Here is a 12,769-nt window from a genome sequence, read left to right as displayed (position 1 = left end):
GATGCGGACCGGGATGCGGACCGGGATGCGGACCGGCAGGGACGAGCGGTGGGTGCGGGCGCTGTGCGGGCGCCCGTACCCACCGGCCCGGACCCGCGACCGCAGCACCACAGCGCCCCTGCCCCCGCCACGGCCCCTGCCACGGCCACGGCCCGGTGGAGCGCCGGCCCGGTGCACGCGTACGCAACGCGTGCACCGGGCCGGCGGTCCACCACCACGCCGCACCAGGCCAGGGCCGCACCGCGGCGCCGTACCACCGCGCCGCATCAGAAGTTCTTCGCCCATCCCCTTGGGCCCGTCACCTTGGAAGGGACATCCCATGGCAGCCACAGCGGCGGACGCCGACGTCATCGTCGTCGGCGCCGGACCGACCGGACTGATGCTCGCCGGCGAACTGCGCCTTGGCGGGGCACGCGTCGTCGTACTGGACAAACTGGCCGCGCCCACCGGGCAGTCCCGCGGGCTGGGCTTCACCGCCCGCGCCATGGAAATCTTCGACGCCCGCGGACTGCTGCCCCGCTTCGGGCAGGGGCCCAGCGTCGAGACCTCCCCGATGGGTCACTTCGGCGGGACCGTGTTCGACTTCACCGCCCTGCCCGACGCCCACTTCGGGGCCCGCGGCATCCCCCAGTCCCTGACCGAGAAGGTCCTGGAGGACTGGGCCGGCGAACTGGGCGCCGACATCCGCCGCGGCTGGGAATTCCTCTCCCTGGACGACGGCTTCCTCACCGGCGACGCCGTGCACCTGACCGTCCGCGACCCCCACGGACACACCCGCCGCCTGGCCGCGGGGTGGCTGGTCGGGTGCGACGGCGGCTCCAGCCGGGTACGGGCAGCGGCCGGCTTCGCCTTCCCCGGCACCGACGCCACCCGCGGCATGTATCTCGCCGACATCAGCGGCGTCCCCCTGCGCCACCGCCCCCTGGGCGAACGCACCCCCCGCGGCATGGTCATGGCCGCCCCCCTCACCGCCGGTGTCGACCGCATCATCGTCTGCCCCGACGGCACCCCCGCCCCCGACCGCGGGCACGACATCACCTTCACCGAAGTCGCCGCCGCCTGGCAGCACATCACCGGCGAGGACATCTCCGCCGCCCGCGCCGACTGGGTCAGCTCCTTCACCGACGCCACCCGCCAGGCCGACACCTACCGCCGCGGCCGCGTCCTGCTGGCCGGCGACGCCGCCCACATCCACCTGCCCGCCGGCGGCCAGGGCCTGAGCACCGGCGTCCAGGACGCGGCCAACCTCGGCTGGAAACTCGCCGCCGTCATCGGCGGCCACGCCCCCCACGACCTGCTCGACACCTACCACACCGAACGCCACGCCGCCGGCCGCCGCCTGCTGATGAACACCCGCGCCCAGGGCACCGTCTACCTCGGCGGCACCGAATCCGAACCCCTGCGCGAACTGTTCCGCGAACTCATCCAGTACGACGACGTCAAACGCCACCTCGCCGGCATCGTCAGCCACACCGACCTGCGCTACGACCCCACCACCGAAACCCCCGACACCCCCGACGGCCCCCGCGACCGTTCCGGCGACAGCCCGGACGAGACCCTCCACCCCCTGACCGGCCGCCGCTTCCCCCCACGCCCCCTCACCCCCGCCCCCGGCAACACCGGCAACACCGGCAACGGCGGCAACGGTGCGGGCGACGGTGCCGGCAGTGGCGACGGTGCCGGCGGGGTCCGGATCGCGTCGCTCCTCCACGCCGCCCGCGGCGTGCTGCTCGACCTGGCCGACAACGCGGACGTACGCCGGGAAGCAGCCGGCTGGCACGGCCGCGTCGACACCACCACCCTCACCCTCACCTCCGAGGACGGGAAGGACGGCTGGGCGCGGATCCTGGCCGGTGCCACCGCCGTCCTGGTCCGCCCCGACGGCTACGTCGCCTGGGCCGGCACCCCCGAGGCCGCCGGGGGCGCGGGCCTGAAAGACCTGCACGCCGCCCTGGAACGCTGGTTCGGCCCCTCCGTCTGACACACCACCAGGCCCGCCGTGCGGTCCGCATGCCGCGGGGCCGGGGCCCCGATCCCGGGTACGAGGATGCGCGTACCCGCAACGGGCCCCGGCCCCGCCTTTTTCTGCCCTGCCGCCGTCCCACCCGCCCGCCTGCCCCCGGCACCCCACCCCATGCCGCCCCCGTACAAAAGCCGGGACAGGTCAGACGGGGATGGCCTCGACGATGGACACCGCGGCGGCGGTCTCCACGATGCGTTCGAGCTTGAAGCCGGCCCGGGCCAGCAGGTCGGTGTACTGGGAGGGGGTGCGTTCCTTGCCGCCGACCAGGAGCATCAGCCACATGTCGACGAGCTTGCCGGAGTGGGGGGCGTTGCCCTGCTCGGGGAGCACCATCTCGATCAGCAGCAGCTTGCCGTCCGGTTTGATCGCCGCCCGCACGTTGCGCAGGATCTGCAGGGCCTGCTCCTCGGGCCAGTCGTGGACGATGTGCTTGAGGACGTAGGCGTCGCCGCCGGTGACCACCGGGTCGAACAGGCCCCCGTCGACGGTGGTGCACCGCCCGTCCACGCCCTGCTCGGCCAGGAACTGCGCCGCGCCGTTGCCGGCGACCCGCGGGTCGGACAGGATCCCCCGCACCTGCGGTGCCTGCTGGAGGATCCCGGCCAGCAGCCCGCCGCGGCCGCCGCAGAAGTCCACCACCGTGCCGAAACCGGCGAAGTCGTACGCCGAAAGCACCGGCCCGGTCTCGGTGTCCGAGATCGCCCCCATACCCTTGATGAACACCTGACCGTACTCCGCGTTGTGCTCCAGGTACTCAAACGCCCCCATCCCGCGCAGCTTCGGCAAGGACGGCTCGCCCGTCACCACCGCCTCCAGGAGCTGGCTCCAGTCCTCCCAGTGGATCGGGTGGCCCATCAGCACCGCGATGTCCCGCATCGACACCGGGTGATCCGCGCGCAGCGCATCGGCCATCGGCGTGAGCGCATACGTACCGTCGGCGCGCTGCTCGAAGACCTGGTAACTGGCCAGCAGCCGCAGCAACCGCGCCACCGCGTCCTGGCTGGCCTCCACCCGCTGCGCAATCGCAGCCGGCGGCAACGGCCCCTGGGCCAGCACCTCGGCAATCCGCAACTCCGCAGCCACATACAGCGCCTGCGTGACCATCGAACCCATCACCAGCTCCAGCAGCGCGAACGGAGCCGGCGCCAGATCCCGTGAAGCCCGTTGCAGATCCGCCCGGGCACTGTCCACGGCCCGGACGACTGACGGGGGCGGCAAAGCGGGCATGTTTCCTCCGGTACGACGACATGGACACATTCCTGAACAACCCCCACCCGGCACCAACCGGCCACCGGCCCAGGAACACGACGCGAGCCGAACGTGCGCTGAACGTGGACTGGGTGGGGGGCGGGGCGTGAGCGGGTGAATCGGCGTGCACTTCCGGCGTGAACCGACGTGAACTCTCTTTTTCCGTCCCTGCCGGCCAAAGGGACCCGCTGTCCCACGATAGGCAAAAGTCTCGACGCCCCCTGGAGCCCTGCTCGACCCCCGACAACCCCCCGAATTCCCCCCCCGTCCTATTCCTCCCCGACAGCCCCCGGAAGCCCGCAACGGCGGACAACGGCCGCACCCCGGGCCGCCCCCGCAGCCCACGCCAGCCACCCGGCAGACGGCGCACACGGCCCGCCCACACCATCGGCCAGACACGAGACCGGACCGGGCCCGGGACATGGGCACAACAGGCCCGGGCAAGGCAAGGCAAGGCAGGGAAGGGCAGGCAGGACAGGGCGGAGCGAAGCACGAACCGCACAGGGGACGCCCCACCACATGCAGGCCGACCGGTCCCGGCCCCCCGGCACCCGGCACCCACGCAGCCCCACCACCGCCACGGCGACGGCCACCCCCGGGCCCGGCACCGCCACCCGGGGCAATTGAGTGACCGTGAAATCAGCACCCGTCACGAAATACAATCGGGCCGAAAGAATCGGCGAACGGCCCGGTTGCCCTTTCCGGCCCGGTGTTTTTCCCACGCGGGCCTTGCGGCGGCGAACCGTGAAGCGGTAGTCCGCAAGCGGGTGATATTCCCTGGTGGTGACCGTCTGCGGGTCCGTAGCCTGCTCCCGTGCGGCAGCAGCAGGAGGAGGGCGGGACGGGTGCGGCCGTCCGTGTGGGCGGGGGCGGCGCGGGAGCGGTCGGCCTGCGCTTTCACGGGCTGACGCGGTCCTTCCCCCAGGAGCGGGACGATCCGATGCGGGACTTCCTTGTGACAGCCCGCAGCGATGCGGTACAGATCCAGGTCGTGGTGAGAACCTGGCGCGGTGACGGACTGGATGTCTTCCTGACCGGGCTGGCCGAGGACTTCCGGGGCTGGAGCGGTACGCGGACCTGGCGCTCGCTGGAAGGGGATCTGACGCTGACGGCAGATCACGCAGGACGGCGCGTCCGCCTGGTCTGGGGACTGCACGACCGGTTCCCCGACGACCAGTGGCGTTTCGAGGTGACGACGGAACACGCTCCTGGTGAGGACATGCGCAACCTGGCCGGCGAGATCCGCGGCTTCCTGGAGGCCGAGCCGCCGCCCTGAGCCGACAATATGCGTCCCGGTCGCCCGCGAGGCGGCCGGCGCAGCAAGCCGACCGGCCGGAGAACGACCCGGCAGGCAGCAGGCAGGCCCCTGCGCAAGCCCCGTGCATCCCGGCCCGCAGACTCCCCCCGTCGCCCCGCGGATCGGCAAGGCGACGCAAGCCGCGCAGCCAGGCCAAGCCCCGCCCGGTCGGCCACCGGTACGTACCCGGACCGGCACCGAACCCGGGGGGCACCGCGCCGGGGTGGGCGCCGTGCCGGGGACGGCGCTGGGTGCCGCGGCGGACGATCACCGGCACCGCCCTCGGCCCGACACGCCTGGACACCTGAACACCTGGGCTCCTGGGCTCCTGGGCTCTCCTGGATCCGCAGGACGCCCAGCCCCCCGGCCAGTTCCCTTCGGCCGGCCGGGCCCGTGGTAACGGCTCGCCGCGTCCGGCCCCGGCCGCGGTCCCGTTAACAGGCAGGCCGCAGGAGACTGTGACGGTGGACACGAGCAATCAGCCCTCGGCCGCGGGGCGGCCGCTGCCTGCCCGGCCCGTCCTGCCCGACACGGCCGCAGCCCGCGGACGCGGTCCGGCCGACACCGTCGACGCCCGGTGGCAGAGCCTTGCCCTGATATGGCAGTGGCGGCGCGAGGTGCACGAGATCCGAAGGCCCGGGACGCCCTGACCGGACATCCTCGCCGTGTTCCGGGCAGCAAGCGCGGCCCCGCAGTTGCGGCGCCTGTACCCGTTCACCAGCCACTTCACGTTGTGGTTCAGCAGCTGCACCAGCTACCCCTGGGCCGTACACGGCGGCGCGATCCGCCCCCTGCACACCGGCGGCTTCACCGTCCACCGGCGCCACCCCTTCACCCCGGCCGGCCAGGCCGCCACCGCCGGGGAAGCGGTGGCCATGGCCGTCGGCCTGCTGCCTCCCGGCCCCGCCCCGGTCATCCCCCCGGCCCGCGGCCCGGCCTGCTGAAAAAAAGGGGGCCGGATGCGCCGGCCGTGCCGTCCCCCGCCCCCCGGCCGAAGGCAGCACCCCTCGAGGGCAGCACCCCCGCACACCGGCACAGGGCCCAGATACGCACAGATGACGCGGGAACAGACGCAGGCACGGATACGTGCGGAGCCGCGGGCCGGTGGGTGCGGGCGGGATGCGGCCGGCCGGGGGTTGCCGGCCGGGGCGGGGGCCCCGCACCGTGCTAGCATCACTCACGGTCACGGCGGCTGGCTGTCCGTCAACCACCCGTACGCGGCCGGCCCCTTGCCTGCGGCGCCGGCACGCCGAACCCCCTGCAAGGGGCGCGGCGGGCCGTTTTGCGGCCGGTGACACGCCGGTGCGGCCACAGGGACCGGGAGACGGGCCTGCGGGCCGACGATTTTCCGGCACCGGCGGTGTCCATCCATCCCGGAGGTCACCCCCCATGCACGACCCGCACCCACAAGCGGCCGCACCACCGGCCGCCGAGGGCCGGCGGGGCGGGCCGGGGCGGGAACCGTGACCTGGCCCTTTTTATGACGTGCCGTCTGTTGTGACGTGGAGGTTTTCGATGGCTGACGCGGCGGACCTGAAAACTCTGGCCGACAAGCTCCGTGAGCTGCACAGCGGAGAGATGCTCGTACTGCCCAACGCCTGGGACGCGGCCAGCGCCAAGGTCGTGGCCGACGCGGGATTCCCCGCCGTGGCCACCGCCAGCGCCGCGATCTCGGCGATGCTGGGCTGGCCCGACGGCGAGGGCGCCCCCTGGCAGGAAATGTTCGCCGCCGCCGCCCGGATCGCCCGCGCCGTCCCCGTACCGGTCACCGTGGACGCCGAAGCCGGCTACGGCCTGCAGCCGCGTGAACTGGTCGACCGGCTCCTGGAAACCGGCGCCGTGGGCTGCAACCTGGAGGACACCGACCACAAGGCCGGCGGCCTGAGCGACGCCCAGGCCCACGCCCAGTGGCTCGCCGACGTCCGCTCCGCCGCCGACGACGCCGGTATCCCCCTGGTCATCAACGCCCGCGTCGACACCTTCCTGCCCCCCTCCGGCATCCCCGAGGACCAGCGCGTCGCCGAAGCGATCCGCCGCGGCCGCCTCTACCGCGAAGCCGGCGCCGACTGCATCTACCCCATCGGCGTCCGCCAGAAAGACGACCTGGCCACCCTCGTCGCCGAAATCCCCGCCCCCATCAACGGCAACAGCAGCGACCAACTCGACCTGCCCACCCTGCGCGCCATGGGCGTCGCCCGCGTCACCTACGGCCCCCGCTTCTACCGCGCCGCCCTCGCCGACCTCAAAACCGCCATCGAACCCCTCCGCAACTAACCCCCCGACCGGGATCGCCACCCCCCTCGGACCCCCGGCCCACCCCACCACCGGGCCACCGGGCCACCGGGAGGCCGGGAGGCCGGGAGGCCGGGAGGCCGGGAGGCCGGGAGGCCGGGAGGCCGCTGGCGCCGCAGGACTGTGGGACCGCGGGGCCGCCAGCCTGAAGGAGCCGCGGGCCACCGGGCACCACGAGGCCCCCGGCACCACGGGACTGTGGGGTTGCGAGGCCGAAGGGGTGGCGGGACTGGGGAGGGGCTGCGGGCAGCCTCTCCCGCCGCCACGGCGGCACCCTCACGGCCGTCGTCCCCGGGCAGCGAACCATCGCCCCGGGGACGACGGCACACCACACAACCGACCCACCCGCCCCACCCGCCCCGGCACACCGCCCGGCCGGCGAGGGTCCGGCCTGCCACTGGTCCGTCCCCCGGGTGGCCTGCCGACGGATCGTGCTGACCTGCCGAAACGTGGGGTCCGCGCAGTCACGGTCCCGTGAGGCAACACGGCGGTTCCCTCAGGACGGCGGCATGCCAGGACGCGACTGTGCGCGCAGGCAGGATCCCCGGGGAGAACACCAGTGCCGACGGGGCCGAGCGATGTTCAGCGGCCGGTCGGACGGCACGTACACGGTCAGCACCTGCGATGCCACCAGGCCAACTCCCGGTCCGGCATGGGCTCGTGATGCGTTCGCCCGAGCAGCACCTCATCCAGACTCACCCACCTGTGCCCGCAGTTCGGCAGCGGCGCCCGGCGGCAGCATGAGCACAGCTTCGTGCAGCACCTCCCGAGCCCGGCCTTCACCGCAGCACGGACAGGTGAACTCGGCCTCCCCGCACCTCCAACGGCGCTTGGTGGCATGAACGCGGACAGACCACACACTCAGCGCAACCGACACAATCCCCGGAGTCAAATTCGGACATCAGTCATGAACAGCACCCTTCCACACCCCAGGATCGGCCGGACAGAACCCGGACAGAACCTGGTACGGCAGTCGCCGACCGTGATCTTGTGCCCGGGGTGTGCTCGCTGTCGCGGTGCCGAGGCCCGCTCGCCGGGCCCTCATCCCGCCGACCCACCTGCCGGGTCCTGTTCGCCGCCGACCACCGAACGCACACACGTCATCCAGTCCTCCCAGGCGGCAGGGTCCGTGGTCCTGCCGTCCGCCTCGATGCCGATGTCACCCAGGAGCGTGAGAAGGTCGTCCCCGGCGCGGTCGGCGAACTGCCACACGAACCGGGACATGGCCAGGAAGGCTTGCCGTTCGTTCAGCTCGTAAAGACTCATGAGAACTCTCCGTCCTCGCGCGCGGACAGGCAGCCCAGGGCCGGGAGCCGTGATCCGCGCGCCCGGGCACCGGTGCGGCCCGCCGAAGATCATCGTGGCTGGTGAAGACAGCGAACGATCACGCCGTGACCCCAGGTCACAGCGTAGACGCCGGACAACGGCACGCGATGCCCGAGGACCTGACGGGCCGTATCACGAGTCGGTCCCCCCGGATGGAACCTCACCGTCCGGCCCGCTCGCCGGTACCGGGTCTGCTGCCGCACCTGCCGCGCAGGAACCGCCGGACGACCGCCACGTATGCCGGGGACGCCACTCCACGCGGGACGCAGCACCTTCTGGCCGTGCCCAGTGGGATACCGACGGTACGGGCACGTACCCCATCCCCCGTATCGCACCCCGCCACGAACCCCCACGGACCGCAACAGGCGAACAGGCCGCCACAGCACCACACGCCCATGACGGGCCGCAACAGACCGGCCGGACGCAACAGAGTGTCAGGACGTAACAAAGTGTCGGGGCGTAACGGGGTGTCAGGGCGTAACGGGGGTGTCAGGGCGTAACGGGGTGTCAGGAATACCCGGACTGCCCTGACTGCGCGCAACCCCGAACGCACCGCAATTCGTTCAACGATGAACAGTTGAGAACGGTCCCGGGACGGCGCAGAAAAACCCCGGACAGGCCGGGGGACCCGGAAAACCGGGGAAACCGGGAGAAGCGGGGGAAGCGGGGAGAACCGGCGAAAACAGGGGCGCGAGAACGGGCCGGGGAACGTGCTGGGGAGCGGGCCCGGGGGAAAACAGGACGGCCCCGGAACCGGGAGGGCGGTCCGGGGAATCCCGGGGGAAGAGCCCGGGGGAAGAGTCCGGGGGAAGGGTCCGGGGGAATCCGAAAAGTCCGAGCGATCCGCAATGTTGGATCGGCTCGGACGTTTCGTATGAAGGTGTGCGTGGGGGGAGGCTGGTTCGCCCCGGGAGGGGTGGGTGCCCGCCCGGGGATGGACCGGATGAACCCGATGGACCGGACGGACCGGGTGGACCGGAAAGGCCGGGTGAATCAGATGAACCGGGTGGAACAGATGCGGACCCGACAGGCCGGACGGACCATGCCGACCGGGCGGATCGGACGGGCCGGGTCGACCGGGTGGGTCAGTCGACTTCGAGCTTGTGGATGGCGGGCACGACGTTCTCGCCGATCGTGGTGAGGATGCGGTCGTAGTCGGTGAAGGTGTTGATCCGCAGGACGATGTGGCGGCAGCCCGCGTCGATGTATTCGCGCAGGAACGCGATCATTTCCTTTTCGGTGCCGCCGAAGTAGTTCTGGTAGTTCGCCATCGTCGTGACGGGCAGCTGGTAGTAGCGGGTGGTGTACTCGTTGAGGGCGGCCTCCCCGGCGGCCTTGTCCGCACCGATGTTGACGTTCACATACAGGGACGGGACGATCAGGTCGGGGTCCCGGCCGGCGTCCTCGGCGGCCTGGCGGATGCCCTGCAGGGAACGCCCGTACTGCTCGGCGTCGATGTGGACCGGCATCCACCCGTCGTACATCGTCCCGGTGCGCCGCACCGCCTTGGGCTTGCCGTTGCTGGCCAGCCAGATCCCCGGGCCCCCCGGCGTCATCGGCGGGCCCTGCAGCCGCAGCTCGGACAGGTTGTAGTACGCGCCCTTCAGATCGTCGTCGCGGCCCTGCCACACCGCCTTGAACGCCGCGATCGCCTCGTCCACCCGCCCGATGCGCTCGGTGTAGGACATGGTGACCTGGTCCGACTCGTTGTTCACCGGCAGCGGCTCGCCCATGCCCAGACCCATCTTCAGCCGCCCGCCGCTGAGCTGGTCCAGCGTCACCATCGCGTGCGCCAGCGTCTTGGGCTCCCGCAGCACCGCGGTCAGCGCCGCCGTACCGATGGTGACATTCTTCGTCACCATCGAAATCGCCCCCAGCAGCGTCAGCGGCTCCAGCCGGTGCCGCGTCACAAAGGAGTCACCGACCCACACCGAGTCGTACCCGAGCTCCTCCACCTGCTGCGCCAGCTTGATCAACGGAGCCGCGGCACTGTCCGGACGCAGAATCGACAATTCCCGCACCGGCAGCGCGACACCAATTTCAGGATTCACTCTAGACTCCTCCCGTCACCTGGTTTCCTTGAGTATTACCGCACGTTCCCGGACCCGACTTCTTCCATGATGCGGTTCCAGCCATCCCCACCACCCCCTGCTCCACCCCCGAAATTGCCGCACCACCAACACCCCCACCACACCCCCAGACACATACCGGCACATCCCCACGCCGCAATCCCCCGACACACCCCGCACCCGCACCCACACACCCCACCCGATCCCTACTCCCGATCCCTACTCGGCACTCCGCCCGCCCCCACGGACCAAATCCCCGGAACCACCCCGAAACCCCACCACCGCCAAATCCCCCCGCACCCGCCGACCCCCAAAACCTGAATTCCCCATTCCGCTTCCCTCACCCACCGCACCCACCAATCCCGGCAACCCCCAGGCAAACCCCCGGCAATCCACACCACCCCCCGGCAAACCCCCACCCCCACACCGCCCAACACCCACCCCTTGGGAGGGCGGTAACACAGCAGCCACCGAGAAAAGCACACACTCACACCCCCCCGGCCCCGAACGAAGCCAGAAAAAAAACCCGGGGAACCAGCGGCAACCAGAGGGAAGGGAGAGGAACCAGGAAGAGAAGAACCAGGCGGAGGGCAAGCACCCCGCAGCGGGACAAGCCGCACCAGACCAGAACAGGCCGGACCAGGCCGGACCTTCCCGGGCCGGGCCAGGCCGGACCAGGCCGGACCTTCCCAGGCCGGACCTTCCCGGGCCGGGCCGGGAAGCAACACACCGCGCCACGACACCCGCACCCGGCACTCAGGGCCCCCGGCCCGCAGAACCCGGCTGACCCCGGCCAAAACCCGGCCAGTGCCCCGGCAGCCGGCCCGGACCCCCCACACCCCGCGCGGTCGCCGCCGACCTCACCGGAACCGGCACCGGCCCCCGCGCCGGCCGTCCCGCCCCCGGCCAGAACCCTCACCGCACCAGCACCCGGGCCGGGCAGGCCGCTGCCGGCCGGCACGGGCCGCCGGGGACCGGTGCGGGCCGGTGCGGGCCGGTGCGGGCGGAGCACGAACACCGGTCCGGCGACGGGGGCGGCGAGGGGGGCGGCGAGGGGGGCGGCGAGGGGGGGCGGTAGGCAGCGGGGGTGGAGGGGACCGGGCCGCGTGCCGTGATCCCTCTCCGGGGCGGTCCCCCCGGGTTCTCGGCTGAGCCGGCCCCGGTCACGGTCACGGTGCCCGGCCGGGTGCCGGGGGTGCGGGCGCGCCGGCTCCAGGCCGCCCCGTGCAAGCCCGTCGCCTGCTGAGCGCGGTGGCCGGGAGACTTCCGGGTAGAAGCCGTTCCCCGCGAACCCGGACCGTCCGGGCGGCCCCCTCACGCTCCTCGACGAACACGGGACCTGCTGGGTTCTGCACCCGCGGGCGTGTGGACCTGCGGATCGTCCGCCGGCTCATCAAGGACCCCGCGCCCACCCCTGATACGGGGCGAGGCCGGCGGCATCAGCCCCCGCCCCACCACCGACAGCCGGCGCCCCGAACGGTGGAACCGCATCAAGGACGCCTGCCAGGGCCCCGGCCGAACACGGTCAACCGGCCGCTGCCTCGCCCACGAATTGCGCACCGGACCCGGCCACCGCATGCTCTACCGTCGAAGACCACCGCTGAACACCCCCAACAACCCCAACAACCCCGGCCCCCGGCGAGCACAGCCCCGCCCGGGCACGCGCCACCCGGCCCGGACCCGGCCGGAAACCACCCGCGGCAGCCGGGGCAACCCCCGCGGCACCCACCGCCCCACCGGCATGCACACCGCCCGCGCAGCTGCCCCGGACAGGCACCGCCGGCCCGGGCGCGCACGACCGTTGAAGGACACCCGAGAAGAACACCCCCCATGCCGCAGCCCGGACACGACACGAGATGCCCGGAGCCCCGGGGGCCGGGGTTCCACGTGCCGCCGAAACCGCCGCCATACCAGCACAAACGCCCGAAAGCCGGCTTACGCCGCTCGGGGCCCCCGGCCGGACCCCCTGCGGGCAGCGGCGAACCCCAGCCGAACGCGAGCAGGGGCCGGGCCGTCCCCACACTGACTGAACCGCGGCCGGGTGAACCCGGGAAAACCCGCCCCGCGGGAGGGGCGTCCGGCTGTCCTGACAGTGCGGCAGGGACCGTCGGCCGTGGATGCCACCCTCTCCGGCACGCCACCGTGCGACTACGTCCGCGCCACCGGCGATCACGCCGCCGCCGCGATCCCCCGGACCGCGGCAGGGCCCCCGGACCGGGGCAGGGGTGAGGCAGGGCCGGGGCAGGGCGAACCCGATGCGGTCCACCTCAAGAACACCGGCCCGCTCGTCGCGACCGCCCGGCTCGATACCGTCACGACCGGCTGCAGCTACGAGCAGGCCGGCCAGCGCCCACGATCCGGACAGGTGCTGTCCGAACCGGAGGACGGCCCGCCGTTGTCGGTCACCCTGACCGGCACCCCCACCGAAGCCCCCGCCACGGCGACACCAGACGACCTCGCGCGCTTCGCCGCACCGTGGCCGACGACCGGGGAACCGCGCCGGACCGGGACCGG

8 protein-coding genes are annotated in these 12,769 nt (G+C 72.6%); 5 read left to right on the top strand and 3 right to left on the bottom strand.

Going from position 1 to position 12,769, the window contains the following annotated elements; genetic code table 11:
* Window positions 1–319: 319 nt before the first annotated feature.
* A complete protein-coding gene (locus ITX44_RS18125; RefSeq protein ID WP_205358309.1) occupies window positions 320–1,981 on the top strand; it encodes an FAD-dependent monooxygenase in 1,662 nt (553 codons plus the stop codon).
* Window positions 1,982–2,164: 183 nt separating this feature from the next.
* Here the strand turns inward: ITX44_RS18125 and ITX44_RS18120 are convergent, their stop codons facing one another.
* Window positions 2,165–3,250 carry a methyltransferase gene (locus tag ITX44_RS18120; RefSeq protein ID WP_205358308.1) on the bottom strand — a complete coding sequence of 362 codons (1,086 nt, stop codon included), beginning with the start codon at window positions 3,248–3,250 and terminating at the stop codon, window positions 2,165–2,167.
* An 835-nt stretch (window positions 3,251–4,085) separates the two neighbouring features.
* Between ITX44_RS18120 and ITX44_RS18115 the strand changes: the two genes are divergently transcribed.
* The 4 genes from ITX44_RS18115 to ITX44_RS18100 all read left to right on the top strand — a co-directional run bounded on the left by ITX44_RS18115 (window position 4,086) and on the right by ITX44_RS18100 (window position 6,842).
* Window positions 4,086–4,547 carry a DUF6228 family protein gene (locus tag ITX44_RS18115; RefSeq protein ID WP_307795338.1) on the top strand — a complete coding sequence of 154 codons (462 nt, stop codon included), beginning with the start codon at window positions 4,086–4,088 and terminating at the stop codon, window positions 4,545–4,547.
* Between the two features lie 485 nt (window positions 4,548–5,032).
* Window positions 5,033–5,218, top strand: a complete 186-nt coding sequence (locus ITX44_RS18110; RefSeq protein ID WP_205358307.1) for a hypothetical protein — start codon at window positions 5,033–5,035, stop codon at window positions 5,216–5,218.
* Between the two features lie 6 nt (window positions 5,219–5,224).
* On the top strand, window positions 5,225–5,512 hold the full coding sequence (locus tag ITX44_RS18105) for a DUF6193 family natural product biosynthesis protein (protein ID WP_307795365.1): 288 nt from the start codon (window positions 5,225–5,227) through the stop codon (window positions 5,510–5,512).
* Between the two features lie 571 nt (window positions 5,513–6,083).
* On the top strand, window positions 6,084–6,842 hold the full coding sequence (locus tag ITX44_RS18100) for an isocitrate lyase/PEP mutase family protein (protein ID WP_205358305.1): 759 nt from the start codon (window positions 6,084–6,086) through the stop codon (window positions 6,840–6,842).
* A 1,059-nt stretch (window positions 6,843–7,901) separates the two neighbouring features.
* On the opposite strand, the gene ITX44_RS18095 is transcribed toward ITX44_RS18100, so the two are convergent.
* Window positions 7,902–8,126: a hypothetical protein gene (locus ITX44_RS18095; protein WP_205358304.1), complete on the bottom strand. Its 225-nt coding sequence runs from the start codon at window positions 8,124–8,126 to the stop codon at window positions 7,902–7,904.
* A 1,145-nt stretch (window positions 8,127–9,271) separates the two neighbouring features.
* Complete coding sequence (locus ITX44_RS18090; protein WP_205358303.1) at window positions 9,272–10,237, bottom strand: LLM class flavin-dependent oxidoreductase; 966 nt, start codon at window positions 10,235–10,237, stop codon at window positions 9,272–9,274.
* Window positions 10,238–12,769 lie beyond the last annotated feature (2,532 nt).

Origin of the sequence: Actinacidiphila acididurans, from assembly GCF_016918855.1 — a bacterium.
Taxonomy (GTDB): Bacteria; Actinomycetota; Actinomycetes; order Streptomycetales; family Streptomycetaceae; genus Actinacidiphila; species Actinacidiphila acididurans.
This window is presented reverse-complemented; position numbering and strand designations above follow the sequence as displayed.